The organism is Pseudomonas quasicaspiana, from assembly GCF_021147825.1.
Lineage (GTDB): Bacteria > Pseudomonadota > Gammaproteobacteria > Pseudomonadales > Pseudomonadaceae > Aquipseudomonas > Aquipseudomonas quasicaspiana.
Map to the genome: position 1 here is coordinate 1 of NZ_JAGTPI010000050.1, position 17396 is coordinate 17396.

A 17396-nucleotide genomic window follows, 5' to 3' on the forward strand; every position below is an offset into this window, starting at 1 on the left:
CAGACTGTGTGAAAACGTAGCGAGCGACGGCAAGACAAGGCAAAAACAGCCGAAAAAGCGGAGTCTAGGTGTTCTAAATGAGCATTTTTCGGCTGTTTTTAACGCAGTATTGTGCGCGTAGCACCGAAGGTGCACAGCCTGCAGTAGTTTTCACACAGTCTGTGTAGGAGCGCGCTTGCCCGCGATTCGTTCTGTCAGCCGATGAACATATCGCCTGTGGTGAAGCTATCGCGGGCAAGCGCGCTCCTACAGCTAAAAAACATTCCAAATCATATAGTTGGTTTTTTTATACGAGTCGCCCGGTTTCAATGGCACCACGCTGTCTCGCGGCAAACGACGATACGTTCGGCCAGACAACAAAAAGCCCCTGCATGAGGGGCTTTTTGGATTACGTCACCAGCAGGTCAATTCTTGCTCGCTTCGACCCCTGCGGTGTTGTCCAGCAAGCTCTTGGTCGCCGTTTGCAGGAAGCTGTCGAGCTTGTCACGCATTTCCTTGGCATCAGGCGCATTCGGAATCACTTCAGCATGCGGCGTACGTCCCAGGGTGTAGGACAGCACCTGAGGTTCCATATCCTTGGGCTCAATGAGAATCCGATCCTGAGTCACCAGCGCGACGGTCTGTTCACCACCCGATGGCTTGATCACACCAAAGCCCGTGTCGCCCGCCGGCAGGTTGAGCAAGTCGCGGCCCCAGCACTGATGACGGGTTTCACCGCCAAGACGACCCATGATCGTGGGCACGATGTCGATCTGGGTTCCTACAATACTGCTGCGCTGACCAAACTTCTCTTGAACACCCGGAGCGATAATCAACATCGGCACATTGAAGCGCCCCAGATCCATTTCAGTAATCTGCTGGTGATTACCGAACCCGTGGTCACCCACTACAACAAACAGGGTTTCCTTGTAGAACGGCTCTTTCTTGACCTTCTCGAAGAACTGGCCAAGCGCCCAATCTGAATAACGCATCGCAGTAAGGTGTTCGTCCAGCGAGCCCTGACCGGTCACTTTCTCGACCGGCAGGTTGGTCGGCAATGCATAAGGTGTGTGGTTGGAAAGGCTCTGAAGCAGCGCATAGAAAGGCTTGCCCTTCTCCGCACGAGCTTTCAACTCCTGCGCGCCGCGATCAAACATGTCCTGATCAGAAACACCCCAGGTCGGATCAGAAAACACTGGATTGACGAAGTCTTCACGACCGACAAAGTTAGTCATTCCCTGATTACTGAAGAAACCCGACTGGTTGTCCCAGGCGAAGTTACCGTTGTAGACATAGACGTCGTCAAAACCACGGGCGCTGAGCAACTGCGGCAAGCCGGACAGCTTGTGAGCCCCCTCAGGCATACGCATCAGATACTCGAAAGCGGGCAGATTGGGGAAGCACGCCATGGTCGCGAACATCCCTTGGTGAGTATGCGTACCGTTGGAGAAGAAATGGTCAAACAACAATCCTTCTTTGGACAACTTGTCGAAGTAAGGTGTGATATTCGCCTCATCCCCCAAGGCACCTACGGAATGCCCGGCGAAACTTTCCATCAGGATGACAACGACGTTCTTGATTGGCAGCGTATTTTCCACCGGCGGCGTGAAGTCGCGGCGGACAGAAGCGATATCGCCATCTACCAGTTTGTCGTGACTGGTCAACAGCATGCCACGCACGATCTGCTCCGCCTCAGCTTCGGGCAAAGTAGCTTTCCAGGCATTGTCGCGATGCGATGACATGCTGGCCTTGGCTGCGGCGATCAGCGTCAGGGTGCCATTGAGTCCCAGTGTGTTGGCGAAGTTGGATTCCGTGGTGTAAGCATCCCCCCAACGCAGCGGCGGCCCTTGGCGCAGCGTGCCACGCACGGCAATAACAGCGATCAGCAGGCAAACAACGAATACACCAATACGTGCATACCAAGGCGCAACAGTGCGATTGCTGGCATCGCTGACGCTGAACTCACCACGCGGACGAGTTACACGATCAACCCCTTTGAATACCAGGCTCAGCAGCCATGTTACTGCAGCCCAGGCCAACAGATAGCGCACCACCGGAAAGCCGTACCACAACATGCTCAGAACGGTCTTCGGATCTTCCTTGACGTACTGGAACACCAGACCATTCAAGCGCTGGTGGAACTCGCGGTAGAAGTCCATCTCCATCAGGCCGAGAAACAGCGTGATGCTGGCAACCAAAGTTAGCCAGAAACGGAAGAAGCCTCGTGCAGCCATTGCCCGTGCGCTGAATAAAGAGAGCAGCAGCGGGACAAGCAGGTAAACCGTCAGACGCAAGTCGAAACGCATGCCGTTGAACAGGGCTTCGACAAATGCCGAGGCCGGTGTATCACCGATCATCTCGCGGTTATAAACCAGCAAAGCGACCCGCAGCAGCGTGTACATGACCATCAGCACCAACGCGCTGAGCAGCGTATAGGCAAGGTGCGATTTGACGGTGGGTTGCAGCGAGCGCGACGACGCGTGCTTATGAATCATAGCGTCCGGTTTAGCCATGTTGTTCTAGGATCCGTTGGATTCAAAGTAAGGTTCGAAAAGCAGTCGCGCCCGGCAATGACAGGGCATTGGCGAACGACGGGCGCAAATCTTACGTGATCGCCCAGGATTTAGCAGCGATACACGGCAGATGTTTTACTTTCAGCTGTAGGAAGTCGGGTGAGAAGTGAGAGGAAGGCGGATTATAAAACCCGGCCACACCAGTACCCATCGCTAACGGCTGAAAAGCGCGCGCAATGTTCTATGAAGAGGCGTGAAAATTTTGTAGTGGCGAATCGACGGTAATGGGCGCCCTTAGCATGTTACGCAGGCATCGCTTCCCGGCAGCAGAAGCCTGCGTAACTTTCGCAGAGGTCAGTCGTTGCTGGGTTTGTTCACAGCCTGCAACACATACTGCGGCAACGCGAACGCGCCGATGTGCACTTCAGGATTGTAATAGCGCGTAACAATGCCGCTGCCTGCGAAACGCTGACGCAAGGTTTCCAGTGGCAACTTGCGATAAGCAGGATCGGTCGCGCCCCACGCAAAGGTCATGGCACCACCGATGTAAGTCGGAATCGCTGCCTGATAGAAATGCCAGTCCGCGAACAGGCCACGCATGCGCCCTGCCGTGGTTTGCACGCCGCTGAGCTGCATGAACGGAGTACCGTTCTGCGTCACCAGAATACCGCCTTCGTTCAGGCAGCGATGGCAGGCCTGATAGAAGTTTTCCGAAAACAACACCTCGCCCGGACCAATCGGGTCGGTGGAGTCGGAAATGATTACGTCGAATTTCTCTTCAGTGGTCGCGACAAAACGCATGCCGTCGTCGATCACCAGATTCAGGCGCGAGTCATCGAATGCACCCTTGGAATGTTCCGGCAGGAACTCCTTGCACATCTCCACCACGGTGCCGTCGATTTCGACCATGGTGATGTGTTCAACGGTGTCGTGTTTGGCCACTTCACGCAGCATGCCGCCATCACCGCCGCCAATGATCAGTACACGACGGGCTGCGCCATGAGCCAGGATCGGCACGTGGGTCAGCATCTCGTGGTAGATGAATTCGTCAGCTTCGGTGGTTTGAATCACGCCATCCAGCGCCATGACCCGGCCCATGCGCGGGTTCTGGAAAATCACCAGATGCTGATGCTCGGTGCGCACTTCGTGAAGCATTTTTTCAATGCGAAAGCGCTGGCCGTAACCCTCGTACAACGTTTCTTGATAATCGCTCATGGGTAGGTCCCTGATGAATGCTGAAGACAGGACGGCCAGCCGCCCATAAGAAAGGCGCGCATTCTACGTCGCGAAAGATGACAGGTCGAACCTCGGATGACTCAATCGCTGAAAACCCTGGGTTTCTGCTAAAAAATTCCTGAGTCTGAAGATGCGCATTTTGTAGGAGCTGCCGAAGGCTGCGAAGCGTTTAACCTGATACACCGCCATCACAGCCTTCGATAGCTCCTCACACTGCATATAAATCATTGAATGCACGAGATTTTCATGTGGGAGCCGAGCTTGCTCGCGATAAACGATAACGCGGTATGGCTTATGGCTGTGTCTCATATATCGCGGGCAAGCCTCGCTCCCACAGGGGGTATGCGTGCCTCATGCATCGCGGACAAGCTCCGCACATGGAACCGAGTCAAATCCGCACATTACCCCGCGGGCCAGCGAGGGCCCAGATGACCAGCCCCAGCACAGGCATCAGGACGATCAGCAATATCCAGAGAACCTTGATCCCGGTTTCTGCTCCACTTTTCAGTACGTGGATGACGGCCCAGATGTCGAGAGCCAGAATAATCAGCCCTACCAAACTATTAAACGTCGAACCCATGATGTTGCTCCAGATTGAATACTTGCCGCTTAGGATAGTGGCTTTCCTGCAGGGTTCCGTTGAACCAACAGCATATTTGCAGGTTCCGAATCGGATCAGGTCATTATTTAAACAGTGACCTTCAGATTTTTCAGACAGGTCGGCCAGTCATGCAAACACCCGCACAACCAAGATCGCTCTGGGCCTCATGGTTAGCCCAGGCTCAGTCCACTCCCCTGCTCAGCCTGGGGTTTCTGCTGGTGGTACTGGTCGTCCTCGGGCTTTTCATTGCCAGCGGTTACAACGCCATCTACGGCACCAATCAAGACAACCTGCATTACGCGCTGCTCGGTGGTACCGCAGGTTTCGCGGCGACGGCTTTAGGGGCAATCGTTGCCGTGGCACTGAGGGAAGTTGCTCAGCGGACTCAGGATGTGATGCTGGGTTTCGCAGCCGGAATGATGCTTGCCGCCAGTTCGTTTTCGCTGATTTTGCCAGGCCTGGCGGCGGCCCGTGAAATAACCGACAGCGGGCCTCTCGCTGCAGGCACCGTAGTACTCGGCCTTGGGCTGGGCGTGCTATTGATGCTTGGCCTGGATAAATTCACCCCCCATGAACACGAAAGTGTTGGCCGCCAGGGCCCTCATTCCGAGCGCATCAACCGGGTCTGGCTGTTCGTGCTGGCAATCACTCTGCACAACCTGCCCGAAGGCATGGCAATTGGCGTCGGTTTTGCCAATGGTGACATGGAGGTCGGGGTACCGCTGGCCACAGCCATTGCAATTCAGGACATCCCCGAAGGTCTGGCTATCGCTTTGGCGTTGCGGGTAACGGGCCTGTCTTCAATGAAGGCCATGCTGGTCGCGGTTGGCTCAGGCTTGATGGAGCCAATCGGTGCGCTTATCGGCCTGGGGATTTCCAGCGGCTTTGCCATCGCTTATCCGGTCAGCCTGGGGCTGGCTGCGGGCGCGATGATCTTCGTGGTGTCGCATGAAGTGATTCCGGAAACCCACCGCAATGGCCATCAGACTTCAGCGACCCTGGGGCTGATGGGCGGCTTTGCGGTGATGATGTTCCTCGACACGGCACTGGGCTAGGCAGTTAAAGGCTGCGCAGCGCTTCCAGTGCCGGCGCTGCGTGAATGTTCAATGCAGCACACAACTCAAGCACACGAGCCTGATCATTACCGTAGATGAGTACCGTCTGCAGTTCATCATCCAGCGGCTGGCTGAAATTCATCAACACATAGCCACCGTTTTCCTTATTCATACTGCCCAGCTGAATCTGGATGCGATTGAGCGCAACCAGCGCCTCAACCTTGGCCAGTTGCTTGGGCTTGATATTGAACACCACCTCTTTACCAAACGATTCCACGATCTGCGCGAACAGGTCCATGTAGGTATCGGCCTGAAACAGTACGGTGTCAGGCAAACTGCCCACTACCACCCACTCGCCCAACGGGATCGGAAACGTGTCGTCGTAATTGATATCGGAATTGGCGGCCAGAAACGCCGAAGGATCCGCATAGGCCTGTGCGGCCTCATCGGCAACACGCTCAATATCCTGCTCGCCCATGCAACCCGAACTGATTTTGCCGATTAATTCGATGAGTTGATTCTTCACGGGAGATCCTGATCACGAGCAAAAATAAAGGCGCGAAGGATACCGGCAATTCCTTCGCGCCTCTATCACTTAAGCAGGTAATCGATCAGCCAGCGAGCCGCGCCAGTTGCTCGGCGGTATCTGCGGCCCCCATGGTCTGAGCGGCGGCCAGCGGCGTAACGCCCTTGGCATCGCGAGCATTGGGGTTGGCGCCCTTGCTGATCAGGTAGTCGACAATAGCGGTTCGGTTGAACATGGCCGCCATCATCAGTGCAGTGCGACCGTCAGCCGAAGCACCTTCGACTTCAGCGCCGCCATCGACCAGCAATTTGACCACTTCGAGATCACCTTTGAATGCAGCCCCGGCAATCGGGCTCTGACCGTTGTCGTTACGGATCTCCGGATCAGCCTGGTATTTGAGCAATACCTGCACGGCATCCTTGTGGCCGTGATAGCTGGCGAGCATCAACAGCGTGTCGCCTTTGTGATTGCGCAAATTCGGCGTAAGGCCTTTCTCCAGCAATCTGTCCAGCATTACTGCATCGCCGCGACGGGCGACGTCAAATACCTGCTCGGCAAACTCCAGAGCCTCTTCGTCGTTCATTTGCACAGGTTGATTGCTGGTGTTCTGGTCTGACATCGGTGACTCCCGCAGAAAATAAGTCATGGGCAGAGCAACCGCACGGCAACTCCCTTCTTGCACTTAATGACCGCAAGTCTCCATAGGCGTTCGTCCAGAATCAAGGTAGATGGCAATCTACTACCCGTCATCGACTAGTGAGGCGTCCACCCCATCTTTTTTATTGGCTGGCCGAATAAAAACCCGATCACGCGGTCGTAGTATTCACGAAACAAGACACGACCTGCCCGCTGAATCCTTTCTGCTCCCCGCAGCAAAGTTCCCTCGCTGCAAAAAAAAACCCAAAAAAAACCGCAAAATGCAGGATGCCCGACAGCCATTCATGCATATTGCACGAATCCGTAAAAACAAATTATTTATAAACCATTGTTTTTAAAGGATTTTTTTATAACACAAACACTGGCACAGTCACTGCACTAGTACTACCAAGCTTGTTATCCCATGAGCAATGGAGCCGCTAGACATGACTTTTATCCAAGAGAAATTCGCTTCCGTATTCTCCGAATTCGACGTAACTACTCAAGCCCGCCCGGATGGCGGTGTGCTGCTGTCGTTGCGTAACGGCGAAGGCAAACAAATCCGTCGTTCCATTTCCTACGCTCAGTTGCACACCCCAGTGCAGCTCGAGTGGGTGATCAGCGCGATTCGTCGTGACCTGGCTGGCCAGGCAAGCGACCTGCCCGCGATCTCCATGCTACAAAGTCAGCACCGCTTTGATCTGCCGACGTATCACACTCGTTGATTTTGAATGTTGACTGTCCGTTCCATGCATCACTGATTCAAACGCTTCGCTCCCTTTGTTTAGCCGTGATTGCCAATTGGCATTCACGGCTTTTTTTTGCCTTGGTGAAAGATCAGTTGAAACCCAGCCCCAGCAGGAAACGACTTTTGGGGAGGCGGAACCTTTGACTGTGCAAAGCCAATGGCTCGCCGACAAGTTGGCTCTCGTCAAACAAAATGCAATTACCTGGCTTGGAATGCTTTTATGTAGGAGCAGCCAAAGGCTGCCAGGCATTTCTCCTGATACACCGCGATCGCAGCCTTCGGCAGCTCCTACAAATCTATGTTTGCTTTGCGACAGCGGTTTGTCATGAACACAAGGCGCGCTCCTGCAGGGAACGTCTGATTGTTGCTCACTTGATGATGCCCTGACACAAAGCCTCCCCCACCGCCTGAGCTCTGTTGGAGACCCCGAGCTTGCTGTAGATGCTTCTGAAGTGATATTTGACCGTCGCCTCGGATACTTGCCGGATCGTGGCGATTTCCCAAGCGGTTTTGCCGTCACGCGCCCATTCGAGAATCTCGACTTCCTTCTCGCTCAGCCCTCGAGAGCGCAATTTCGTCCCTCGCCCTACCAAATGCAGGACCGGAACCAGACTGGATAACAAATACATATCAGGAGCCTTGAGCGCTCGACTCAATCCGTTGAGTGAACAGATCGAAGTCACCCCCTGAAAACTGCGCGCCGGACTGGTATAGCCGTAGGAGCAAGCCGGTGTCAGCGCATGTTTTTCTACGCTCTGTATATAACTGTCAGTGGGTGGATAGCGCTTGAATGCCGCTTTCCAGTCGATAAACCCCAATTGCTCCCGGTAGTGATTGACCACCGGATCGTCCATCAACAGCAATTGACGTCGATAATGCTGACTCCAGGAGCGATCAATGTTGGAGGTCACCAACGTCAGCAGCATTGAGCCCCTGAACTGGCAAAATATCGCCCCTTCGGACTGACACTCCTGGCGTAACCAGTCCAGCGCATTCTCGATAGCCTGATTACTGTCCAGCTCATGAATGCTCCTGACCATCTGTTGTATGAGAGGGTTTTCGGTCGAGTTGATTGATTCAGCACTTCCCATCGCAGTTCGCTCCTTTGTCCAGACACGGCGCAGGGTTTGAATGGTTGTTAGTTGGCTGCGCCAGGGATGGATCGATCAGAAAACTACACGATTAAAAGCTTTGTAGAACAACTCCAGAAACAAACAGGTATTACGCACTCAAGTAAAAGCCTCATCCTACTTTTCAACAGGACGAGGCTTACACGTAATGGCTTGGTATTGGCTGAACAAGTTGAATCGTCTGACCGGCAGCCGCGATTCATTCCTGCAATAGCAGCCGGAACTCAGCGGCTAAAATGCGCCCAGGTCGATGTCGGTGAAGCTGGCAACATTGACGTGCCCCTTCAACTCGCCACCGTCACGCACCAGGCCACACGTAGCCATGCCAGCGGCCTTGGCGGCATCCAGCTCTTCGACGATATCCGACAGGAAAACAATCTCTTCAGCCGGCAAGCCAATCGCCTTGGCGATGTTGCAGTACGACTGCTCCTCGCGCTTGGGGCCCGAGGTGGTGTCGTAATAACCGCTGAACAAGACCGAAAGGTCGCCCGCGTCCGAGCAACCGAAGATCAGTTTCTGTGCCTGAATCGAGCCAGAGGAATAAACGTAAAGCCCATAACCTTGCTGATGCCAGCGCTGCAGCGCCTCAACTGCATCGGGGTAGACATGGCCTTTGAGCTGACCGGCGTTGTACCCCTGCTCCCACACCATGCCCTGCAGCGCCTTGAGCGGTGTGGCCTTGCGATCCTCGGCTATCCAGCTCAGGAGAACCTTGATGACCTGGTCGACGTCAGCATCCGGCTGCGCGCTGTCTTCGCGCACTTTTTCCAGCTGTGCGGCGACATCAGGGCGAGAGGCGTGCTCGCGGACAAAATCCGGCAAATGTTTTGCCGCGTAGGGAAACAACACATCGAAGACAAAACTGACGGCGCTGGTAGTGCCTTCGATGTCAGTCAGGACCGCTTTGATTGTCATGAACTGAATCCTATAAATCGTCAAGCTGCGGAAATAGGCTGGCAATCTTCTCGCCAGTGAAGTTCGCAACCCAGCCCTCAGTGTTATTGAACAGGCGGATCGCGACGAAGTGTGGGTTTTCCCCCATGTCGAACCAGTGCGGCGTTCCCGCCGGAACCGAAATAAGGTCGTTCTTTTCGCACAGCACGGCATACACATACTCGCCGATATGCAACGTGAACAAACCACGCCCGGCGACGAAGAAACGTACCTCGTCTTCGGAATGGCGATGCTCATCGAGAAACTTTGCACGCAATTCGGCTTTTTGCGGGTGATCACTATTGAGGCTGATCACATCGACAGTGACGTAACCGCGCTCGGTCATGAGTTTGTCGATTTGCACCCGGTACGCATTGATCACTTCTTCCTGGCTGGCACCCGGGGTAATAGGCGTCGCAGCCTGCCAGCGGTCAAAACCCACGCCGTGCTCGGCCAGGGTCGACGCGATATCCTCGACATGGGTCAGGACTTTATCTGGCTGCTCAGGGCTGGACTGGTGATAAACATACAGGCTGCTCATGGCGGCGCTCCTCGGTTCAGTTAAACCCGGTTGAATATGCCCTGCGACTTTTACAGCTCGTTCAGGCAGAAGGCTAAAAACGTTATCGGTTCAGTATGGCGAGGGTTTTGAGTTCACATTCAAAAAGGAACTCGAACGCCTCGATTTGCCGCAGCGCATCGCTCATCTTCGCGCCCCAGGTATATAAACCATGGCCGCGAATCAGGTAGCCCGCGCAATCAGGGTGCGCATCAAGCCAGGGCTGCACCTTCGCCGCCAGACGCGCAATGTCCTGATCGTTGTCGAAAACAGGAACCACGACCCGGGATTCATGAGTCACGACGCCACTGAAAGCCTTTTGCAGCTCGTAATCCTCAAACACCAGATGGTCGGCCTCGGTCAGACGCGACAATACTGTCGCATTGACCGAGTGGGTGTGCAGCACCGCACCGACTTCCGGCCTGCAACTGTAAAGTTGCGTGTGCAGCAAGGTTTCCGCCGACGGCTTTTTGCCGGGCTCCAGGCTGTTACCGTCAAGATCTGTGGCCAGCACGTCGTCGATGCCCAACTGGCCCTTGTGTTTGCCCGAGACGGTCAGCAGCACTTCAGTGGCGGAAAGCCGCGCCGAGTAATTACTGCTGGTCGCAGGTGACCAGCCACGACCGTACAGAAAACGACCGGCGTCGATAATTGCCTGACTCAGTTGTTCGCGGCTCATGCCCGCTCCTCTTTCATTCGTGTAGCTGCCATCACAGCAGCGGCCAGCGCCGCAGCACTGGCGATAGTAAATGTCCAGCCGGCCCCCAGGAAGTTCCAGGTGTAACCGGAGTAAAGCGCACCCAATGCGCCCCCCGTGCCCGCCAACGCGGCATAAAGCGCCTGGCCCTGACCTTGTTGTTGCGCACCGAAGCTACGTTGCACGAAATGGATGGCAGTGGCGTGAAAACTGCCGAATGTTGCAGCGTGCATTAACTGGGCAAACAGCAACACCACCAGGTGATCCGCAAGATTACCCAGCAACAGCCAGCGCAACGCCGCCAGCAGAAAACTGGTCAGGAGCACCTGACGTACCGAGAAACGCTGTAATACCCGGCTCATGGCCATGAACATCAACACTTCCGCGACGACACCAACCGCCCAAAGCATTCCGATCAGGCCGCGACCGTAACCCAACTGCTCCAGATGGAGAGTCAGGAAAGTGTTATACGGCCCGTGACTCATCTGCATGAGCCCGACGCAAGCGTAGAAGGCCAGTACGCCGGGTCGAGTCAATTGTCGGAAAAAGCCACCGCTTTCCGGATGCGTCGTAGACAACACCGGCTGAGCATTGGGAATCCACCAACTGCTGATGACAATCGCGGCAATGATCGCGACCAGCACACTGGGAAAATAGTCGAGGCTCACGCTCTCGAATAGCCGTCCCACGCCCACCACCGTCAGGATGAAACCGATGGAGCCCCATAACCGGATCTGGCTGTAACGAGACGTCTGGCCACGCAGATGTGCGAGGGTAATGACTTCGAATTGCGGCAGGATTGCGTGCCAGAAGAAGGCGTGCAGAGCCATGACCATCGCCAGCCAGGCATAGCTTTGCCTGACCAGAATCAGGGAAAGCGCGAGCAAACCACAAATAGCGCCAAGCCGCACGATGACCAGTCGGCGCCCGGTGTAGTCCCCGAGCCACCCCCACACATTCGGCGCAAGACAACGCATCAGCATCGGGATCGCAACCAGTTCACCAATGCGCGCGCTGGAGAATCCGAGATGGCTGAAATACAACGGCAGGAACGGCGCGGTAGAGCCTAGCAAGGCAAAGTAGAAAACGTAAAAACCGGACAGCCGCCAATAAGGCAGCTGTCCAGCCGGGGGGTGCGTCACGTCAACAGACCCTGGCAGCGGCAACGCCTTCGGACATTACAGTTGACCCAGCACAGGCGTAGTCACCCGAACATCGGCATTCTGACCGCGATGACGCAACAGATGATCCAGCAACACGATGGCCATCATGGCTTCGGCAATAGGCGTGGCTCGGATCCCGACGCACGGGTCATGGCGGCCCTTGGTGATCACGTCCACCGGATTGCCGTGAACATCAATGGAGTGTCCTGGCGTAGTGATGCTGGAGGTCGGTTTGAGTGCCAGGTGCGCCACAATTGGCTGACCTGAGGAAATACCGCCAAGAATCCCGCCGGAATTGTTCGACAGGAAACCCGCGGGCGACAGCTCGTCGCGGTGCTCGGTGCCGCGTTGGGCGACACTGGCAAAACCGGCGCCGATTTCCACACCCTTGACGGCGTTGATGCTCATCAACGCGTGAGCCAGATCGGCATCCAGACGGTCGAACACCGGCTCGCCCAGCCCCGGCATAACGCCATCGGCAACAACGGTGATTTTTGCACCGACCGAATCCTGATCACGACGCAACTGGTCCATGTAGGCTTCCAGCTCCGGAACCTTGTCAGGATCGGGGCAGAAAAATGCGTTCTCTTCCACGCAATCCCAGGTTTTGAAGGGAATTTCGATCGGGCCAAGCTGACTCATGTAGCCGCGTACCACGATGCCCATCTTCGCCAGATACTTCTTGGCAATAGCACCGGCCGCGACGCGCATGGCCGTTTCCCGTGCCGAGCTGCGGCCGCCGCCGCGATAATCGCGAACGCCGTATTTGTGGTGATAGGTGTAATCGGCGTGGGCCGGGCGGAACTGAGCCTGGATGGCCAAGTAATCCTTGGACTTCTGATCAGTATTGCGAATCAGCAAACCGATGGAGGTGCCGGTGGTTTTGCCTTCGAAAACACCCGAGAGAATTTCCACCTCGTCGGCTTCCTGACGCTGGGTCGTGTGGCGGCTGGTGCCGGGCTTGCGCCGATCCAGATCGACTTGCAGGTCTTGCAGCGACAGCTCAAGGCCCGGCGGGCAGCCGTCAACGATAGCAACCAGCGCCGGACCATGGCTTTCGCCGGCGGTGGTGACAGTGAACAGCTTGCCGAAGGTGTTGCCGGACATGCGGACGCTCCGATAAATCAGCGAAAAAACCAGGTCGATATAAACAAGCCCGCCAGTATACGCAGGCTGCTCGTGTAGTTCATCCTCGAACCTTATCCGTCTGGCCGCGTCCAATCGGCATCCCATCAGATAGTGGCCCAACGATGTTACGCGTTATCGCTTTGATCCTTCCCTTGCTCACCGGACTTGCTCACGCTGCCACCCCATCCGTCCTGCAGCGCCCCATCGTTCTGCAAACCGCGACGGGTGAGCTGTCCGGCACCTTATTACTGCCCAAATCCACCTCTCCCGTACCGGTGGTGTTGATTATTGCTGGCTCTGGCCCGACTGATCGCGATGGCAATAACCCCGACGGCGGTCGCAACGACAGCATGAAACTTCTGGCGCGCACCCTTGCCAGACACAACATCGCCAGCGTGCGTTATGACAAACGCGGCGTCGCCGCGAGCAAGGCCGCTACTCCTGATGAGCGCAATCTGAGCATCGAGGCTTATGTAGCCGACGCAGAAGCCTGGGGCCAGAAACTCAAGACTGACCCGCGTCTGGGTCAGTTGATCCTGCTGGGTCACAGCGAGGGCGCACTGGTTGCATCACTGGCGGCTGAAAAAGCCGGTGCCGCTGCGGTGATCTCGGTAGCCGGTACAGGTCGTCCGGTGGATGAAGTATTGCGTGAGCAACTGCAAGAGCGCCTGCCTCCGCCTCTGCTGCTGCGCAGCAATCAATTGATCGATGAAATCAAGGCGGGCAAGACCGACCACGATGTTCCGGACGAGCTGGAAGTTGTATTCCGCCCGAGTGTTCAGCCGTATCTGATTTCGTTGTTCCGCCAAGCCCCGGCTGCCGCGTTCGGCAAATTGAAAGTTCCAGCGCTTATCATCCAGGGTCGAAACGATATCCAGGTCGGTGTCGGCGATGCAGAGCTGTTGAAGCAAGCCAAACCCGATGCCGAGCTGGCCCTGATCGAGGGCATGAACCACGTGTTGCGCATCGTACCGAACGACATCAAGCAGCAACTCGAGTCCTACAAAAACCCGCAACTGCCGCTGTCCAGCGAGCTTTCCAAACGGATTCTGCGCTTTATCGAAGCCCTTCCAGCAGCGTGACCTGGAAAATTGGCGTCAGGAATCCTGGCGCCCCTTCAGTACCGGGGAAAACGGCCGATAGCTGATTGCTGGCTCTGTGTTTGCTGCACAGGGTCAAGGACAGGATCGCCGTGAACATGACTGAAACGAACGCGTTACCCGAAATCACTGAAAATACTCCAGTCGCCGAAGCGGAAGCGCCGGCGCCTGCGCAGCTGTGGGACGAAGTCAAGCCAGAGCATTTTGTGATGCTGCGCCTGGCGCCGTTGCAGACCGACCGGGCCACGGGTGGCCGGCCGTTGCGCTTTGTCCAGTTTGGCCGTGCCGAGCGGCATAGCAAAGAGGTGAGTCTGCTGCGCCTGAGCATCCAGTTGCCGGGGCAACGGGTGCGCCGCGAACAGAACCATCTGGATGTCTGGGTCGATCACGAAAAACACGTCGTGCGCTTCGGACCGGACTCGGGCCTGCAAATCGAGCCTTGGAACCGTGGCATCGGCCGTTTCCTGATCGCTCAGGGCATTCACTGGGCGCAGAAAAAATGGTCGACCTATAAAGTCGAGAGCTTTGCCTTGCCGAGCAAGGACGGGCTCAACGAAGACACCCGCCTGCGCCGCGATCATTTCCTGAAAACCCAGGGCTTCGAAGTCGCCTACGCCGACGCGCAGCACATGAAAGGCAGTTTCAAGGAAGTTCAGGTCGGCAACCTGCACAGCACCTGGAACAACGACAAGATTCAGATCATCGAGATTCTCGAAGCTTCACAGATGCTGGAGAACGCCGAGAAGAAGATGATCGAGCAAGAAGTGGCGATCCGTCAGCATGAGGATCGCGTCGGCAAATACAAGCGTGAAGACAGTGGCCTGCGCTTCACTATTGCCTGTCTGGTGACCTTTGCAGTATTCCAGGCCGGATTACTGATCTGGATTGCAACCCACCGCTAGTCTTCAAAACTGAATAGCTCTCAAAACTGAAGGCGCTCATCGCGAGCGCCTTCAGCCTTGATCAGTCAGATACGCGATTCAAACAGCGCCTGATGCTCCCGGCACTGGGCAGCGCTGAGCATGAACACGCCGTGGCCACCGCGCAGGAAGTCCAGCCAGGCGAACTCAACTTCCGGGTACAACGCCTGGACGTGAACCTGACTGTTACCCACTTCAACGATCAACAGACCTTTTTCGGTCAAATGATTTGCTGCCTGGCTCAACATCCGGCGCACCAGGTTAAGACCGTCACTGCCACAGGCCAGGGCCAGTTCCGGCTCGTGCTGGTATTCGTCCGGCATGTCCGCGAAATCTTCGGAATCGACATAAGGCGGGTTGGAGACGATCAGGTCAAAACGCTGACCCGGAAGGCCGTCAAAGCCGTCGCCCTGAACGGTGTAAACCCTGTGATCAACGCCGTGACGCTCGATGTTCTGGTTGGCAACTTCCAGTGCTTCAAAAGACAAATCAGCCAACACCACTTCGGCGTCCGGGAACTCGTCGGCACAGGCAATACCGATACAGCCGGAGCCGGTGCACAGGTCGAGAATGCGCGCCGGTTCGTCAGCCAGCCAAGGGGCAAAGTGGTTTTCGATCAGTTCGGCGATGGGTGAGCGCGGGATCAGCACACGCTCATCAACAATGAACGACATACCGCAGAACCACGCTTCGCCCAGCAGGTACGGAGTTGGTACGCGCCCATCAATGCGGCGAGAGATCAGACGTTGCAGCTCCGAAATCTCATCAAGCTCCAGACGGCAATCCAGATAGCTGTCGGCAATCTCCCAAGGCAGGTGCAATGCGCCCAACACTAGCTGGCGTGCCTCGTCCCAGGCATTGTCAGTTCCATGACCGAAAAACAGATCTTCCTGATGAAAGCGACTGACCGCCCAACGGATATGGTCGCGCACGGTGCGCAAGCGGGATGTGATCACGGGGGGAAGCTCCTTGGAATACGTCTTGGGATTCTAGCAGCCATGACCGCAACACACGATGCCCGAGTGCCATTAGCGACCCGGCTCACGTTCGACGATGGTTTTGGATACGTGGCATTTCAATCAAGGCATAATGCTCACCGCCCAGATCGATCAACGCCGCTACAGGCCAGAGAAACCGGAGCTTCTCACCGTCGCCATTCCCAGAACCGTTCAGGCGGAGGAGAATGACGCAAAAGCCCCACACAAAGGAGCCCCAGATGTCCGATCCAAAGACCATGTTTCAACTCAGCGGCCGTGGCTATGCAGCGGCCACTTTGAGTAATGCCACGCTGATCATTATTGATGCCCAGAAAGAATACCTCAGCGGCCCGCTGGCCCTGACAGGCGTTAACGAAGCAGCCGCCAACATCTGCAAACTGGTTGCGGCGGCCCGTGCCGGCAAATGCCCGGTTGTGCACATCCGCCACCTCGGCACTGTCGGTGGTTTGTTCGACCCGCAAGGTGAGCGCGGTGAGTTCATGCCTGAGTTGAAGCCACTGGAAGATGAACGCGTCGTTGAAAAACGTCTGCCCAACGCTTTCAACGGCACCGGCCTTGACGACTTGTTGCAAAGCCTTGGTCATCTGGACCTTATTGTTTGCGGTTTCATGAGCCATTCGAGCATCAGCACGACAGTACGGGCGGCGAAGGATTATGGCTATCGTTGCACGCTGGTAGACGACGCCTGTGCGACGCGAGACCTGCCAAGCCCCGACGGAGTCGTTAGCGCCCACATTGTTCATCGCACTGAAATGGCGATCATGAACGATAACTTCGCGACCCTGGCACTCACCAAAGACTTGATCTGAACCGCTAGAAACCAGCCCAGACTCCCCCTGCCCGGCCAAGAGCATCACAGCTCCGCGCCGGCGTGCACCACGCCTCGCGGCTGTCGTACCCCATTCGCTGTATTCGCGGTTATGTGACGCTGTTCACATTACCGCCTATCCATTAATACCCGTCATTTGCCCTGAATCCTCTGCCTGCGGGAACCAGCCGCCGCCTGTCCGGGTCAGACCCCGATACTCTGGAGGAAAATCGGAATGAAAGTATCCGACGGTTTTGACGCCCGTCGCCTGCGTCCAAAAGGATCGGGCAGTTGGGGCGTGCGCATTGGTTCGGCCATTGCTGCCCTGTTGGCGACTTTCGGCGTGTTGCTGGCAATGGCCGGTGTTTCCAGCCTGATTGGTCGGCCCCAGGTGCTGGGTGAGCTTAATGCCAGCCCGCTGGGCGCAGCGCTCGTTGTACTAAGTGGCTTGTTGGTGCTCTACGTTGGCATCTGGCTATGGCGTCGCTGCCGCGTGGGTAGTCGTCGCAAGAATGGCTTGAACATGTCGCCGCACTTGATGAAAAAGCAGGATTGAAAAACTTGTCGGCAAACACTGCTTGCACGTGAGATCGGCTTTAGCGGGAAAGGCAGCATTCCTGATGTCACATTTCGCTGACCATACCGGCCTTTTCCCGACTAAAGCCG

The 17396-nt window shown here is 56.1% G+C and carries 18 protein-coding genes; 6 read left to right on the plus strand and 12 right to left on the minus strand.

Annotated features, from left to right (window positions below; genetic code table 11):
* Nucleotides 1–404 precede the first annotated feature (404 nt).
* The 3 genes from KDX30_RS22500 to KDX30_RS22510 form a co-directional block, all read right to left on the minus strand.
* Nucleotides 405–2492: an LTA synthase family protein gene (locus tag KDX30_RS22500; protein ID WP_231677542.1), complete on the minus strand. Its 2088-nt coding sequence runs from the start codon at nt 2490–2492 to the stop codon at nt 405–407.
* A gap of 354 nt (nt 2493–2846) precedes the next feature.
* On the minus strand, nt 2847–3707 hold the full coding sequence (gene speE, locus KDX30_RS22505; protein ID WP_095099563.1) for a polyamine aminopropyltransferase: 861 nt from the start codon (nt 3705–3707) through the stop codon (nt 2847–2849).
* Between the two features lie 409 nt (nt 3708–4116).
* On the minus strand, nt 4117–4308 hold the full coding sequence (locus KDX30_RS22510; protein WP_099267294.1) for a PLDc N-terminal domain-containing protein: 192 nt from the start codon (nt 4306–4308) through the stop codon (nt 4117–4119).
* Between the two features lie 149 nt (nt 4309–4457).
* On the opposite strand from KDX30_RS22510, the gene KDX30_RS22515 reads away from it, so the two are divergent.
* Nucleotides 4458–5384 (plus strand): ZIP family metal transporter, encoded by a 927-nt coding sequence (locus KDX30_RS22515; RefSeq protein ID WP_122395621.1) that lies wholly within the window; start codon nt 4458–4460, stop codon nt 5382–5384.
* 4 nt (nt 5385–5388) lie between these two features.
* Here the strand turns inward: KDX30_RS22515 and KDX30_RS22520 are convergent, their stop codons facing one another.
* Both KDX30_RS22520 and KDX30_RS22525 read right to left on the minus strand, forming a co-directional pair.
* Nucleotides 5389–5910, minus strand: coding sequence for a hypothetical protein (locus tag KDX30_RS22520; RefSeq protein WP_122706037.1), 522 nt, complete (start codon nt 5908–5910; stop codon nt 5389–5391).
* Nucleotides 5911–5995: 85 nt separating this feature from the next.
* Nucleotides 5996–6529, minus strand: a complete 534-nt coding sequence (locus KDX30_RS22525) for an ankyrin repeat domain-containing protein (RefSeq protein WP_231677543.1) — start codon at nt 6527–6529, stop codon at nt 5996–5998.
* A 463-nt stretch (nt 6530–6992) separates the two neighbouring features.
* Between KDX30_RS22525 and KDX30_RS22530 the strand changes: the two genes are divergently transcribed.
* A complete protein-coding gene (locus tag KDX30_RS22530) occupies nt 6993–7271 on the plus strand; it encodes a DUF3509 domain-containing protein (protein ID WP_099267298.1) in 279 nt (92 codons plus the stop codon).
* A 391-nt stretch (nt 7272–7662) separates the two neighbouring features.
* Here the strand turns inward: KDX30_RS22530 and KDX30_RS22535 are convergent, their stop codons facing one another.
* The 6 genes from KDX30_RS22535 to aroC all read right to left on the minus strand — a co-directional run bounded on the left by KDX30_RS22535 (nt 7663) and on the right by aroC (nt 12883).
* Nucleotides 7663–8385, minus strand: coding sequence for a helix-turn-helix transcriptional regulator (locus KDX30_RS22535; RefSeq protein WP_027898887.1), 723 nt, complete (start codon nt 8383–8385; stop codon nt 7663–7665).
* Nucleotides 8386–8655: 270 nt separating this feature from the next.
* On the minus strand, nt 8656–9339 hold the full coding sequence (gene mtnC / locus KDX30_RS22540) for an acireductone synthase (protein WP_319946097.1): 684 nt from the start codon (nt 9337–9339) through the stop codon (nt 8656–8658).
* 10 nt (nt 9340–9349) lie between these two features.
* Nucleotides 9350–9898 carry a 1,2-dihydroxy-3-keto-5-methylthiopentene dioxygenase gene (locus KDX30_RS22545; protein ID WP_027898889.1) on the minus strand — a complete coding sequence of 183 codons (549 nt, stop codon included), beginning with the start codon at nt 9896–9898 and terminating at the stop codon, nt 9350–9352.
* Between the two features lie 82 nt (nt 9899–9980).
* A complete protein-coding gene (locus tag KDX30_RS22550) occupies nt 9981–10595 on the minus strand; it encodes a methylthioribulose 1-phosphate dehydratase (RefSeq protein ID WP_122706027.1) in 615 nt (204 codons plus the stop codon).
* Nucleotides 10592–11755, minus strand: a complete 1164-nt coding sequence (locus KDX30_RS22555; RefSeq protein WP_231677544.1) for an MFS transporter — start codon at nt 11753–11755, stop codon at nt 10592–10594. The genes KDX30_RS22550 and KDX30_RS22555 overlap by 4 nt, the downstream gene beginning before the upstream one ends.
* A gap of 36 nt (nt 11756–11791) precedes the next feature.
* Entirely contained in the window at nt 11792–12883 is a 1092-nt protein-coding gene (aroC, locus tag KDX30_RS22560) for a chorismate synthase (protein ID WP_231677545.1), read from the minus strand.
* Between the two features lie 143 nt (nt 12884–13026).
* Between aroC and KDX30_RS22565 the strand changes: the two genes are divergently transcribed.
* A complete protein-coding gene (locus KDX30_RS22565) occupies nt 13027–13986 on the plus strand; it encodes an alpha/beta hydrolase (RefSeq protein WP_231677546.1) in 960 nt (319 codons plus the stop codon).
* Nucleotides 13987–14102: 116 nt separating this feature from the next.
* Nucleotides 14103–14906, plus strand: coding sequence for a hypothetical protein (locus KDX30_RS22570; RefSeq protein WP_027898894.1), 804 nt, complete (start codon nt 14103–14105; stop codon nt 14904–14906).
* Between the two features lie 65 nt (nt 14907–14971).
* On the opposite strand, the gene prmB is transcribed toward KDX30_RS22570, so the two are convergent.
* Complete coding sequence (prmB, locus tag KDX30_RS22575) at nt 14972–15880, minus strand: 50S ribosomal protein L3 N(5)-glutamine methyltransferase (protein ID WP_231677547.1); 909 nt, start codon at nt 15878–15880, stop codon at nt 14972–14974.
* 260 nt (nt 15881–16140) lie between these two features.
* Between prmB and KDX30_RS22580 the strand changes: the two genes are divergently transcribed.
* Together KDX30_RS22580 and KDX30_RS22585 are read left to right on the plus strand one after the other, a co-directional pair.
* Nucleotides 16141–16731, plus strand: a complete 591-nt coding sequence (locus tag KDX30_RS22580) for a cysteine hydrolase family protein (RefSeq protein ID WP_027898896.1) — start codon at nt 16141–16143, stop codon at nt 16729–16731.
* A 234-nt stretch (nt 16732–16965) separates the two neighbouring features.
* Nucleotides 16966–17286, plus strand: coding sequence for a hypothetical protein (locus tag KDX30_RS22585; protein ID WP_027898897.1), 321 nt, complete (start codon nt 16966–16968; stop codon nt 17284–17286).
* The last annotated feature ends 110 nt before the right edge of the window (nt 17287–17396 follow it).

Coding starts and splice junctions, on each gene's coding strand:
- KDX30_RS22545 (WP_027898889.1), bottom strand. CDS start 9,898: ATGAGCAGCCTGTATGTTTATCACCAGTCCAGCCCTGAGCAGCCAGAT.
- KDX30_RS22515 (WP_122395621.1), top strand. CDS start 4,458: ATGCAAACACCCGCACAACCAAGATCGCTCTGGGCCTCATGGTTAGCC.
- KDX30_RS22535 (WP_027898887.1), bottom strand. CDS start 8,385: ATGGGAAGTGCTGAATCAATCAACTCGACCGAAAACCCTCTCATACAA.
- KDX30_RS22585 (WP_027898897.1), top strand. CDS start 16,966: ATGAAAGTATCCGACGGTTTTGACGCCCGTCGCCTGCGTCCAAAAGGA.
- KDX30_RS22580 (WP_027898896.1), top strand. CDS start 16,141: ATGTCCGATCCAAAGACCATGTTTCAACTCAGCGGCCGTGGCTATGCA.
- KDX30_RS22570 (WP_027898894.1), top strand. CDS start 14,103: ATGACTGAAACGAACGCGTTACCCGAAATCACTGAAAATACTCCAGTC.
- KDX30_RS22530 (WP_099267298.1), top strand. CDS start 6,993: ATGACTTTTATCCAAGAGAAATTCGCTTCCGTATTCTCCGAATTCGAC.
- mtnC (WP_319946097.1), bottom strand. CDS start 9,339: ATGACAATCAAAGCGGTCCTGACTGACATCGAAGGCACTACCAGCGCC.
- KDX30_RS22525 (WP_231677543.1), bottom strand. CDS start 6,529: ATGTCAGACCAGAACACCAGCAATCAACCTGTGCAAATGAACGACGAA.
- KDX30_RS22550 (WP_122706027.1), bottom strand. CDS start 10,595: ATGAGCCGCGAACAACTGAGTCAGGCAATTATCGACGCCGGTCGTTTT.
- KDX30_RS22500 (WP_231677542.1), bottom strand. CDS start 2,492: ATGGCTAAACCGGACGCTATGATTCATAAGCACGCGTCGTCGCGCTCG.
- speE (WP_095099563.1), bottom strand. CDS start 3,707: ATGAGCGATTATCAAGAAACGTTGTACGAGGGTTACGGCCAGCGCTTT.
- aroC (WP_231677545.1), bottom strand. CDS start 12,883: ATGTCCGGCAACACCTTCGGCAAGCTGTTCACTGTCACCACCGCCGGC.
- KDX30_RS22565 (WP_231677546.1), top strand. CDS start 13,027: ATGTTACGCGTTATCGCTTTGATCCTTCCCTTGCTCACCGGACTTGCT.
- KDX30_RS22510 (WP_099267294.1), bottom strand. CDS start 4,308: ATGGGTTCGACGTTTAATAGTTTGGTAGGGCTGATTATTCTGGCTCTC.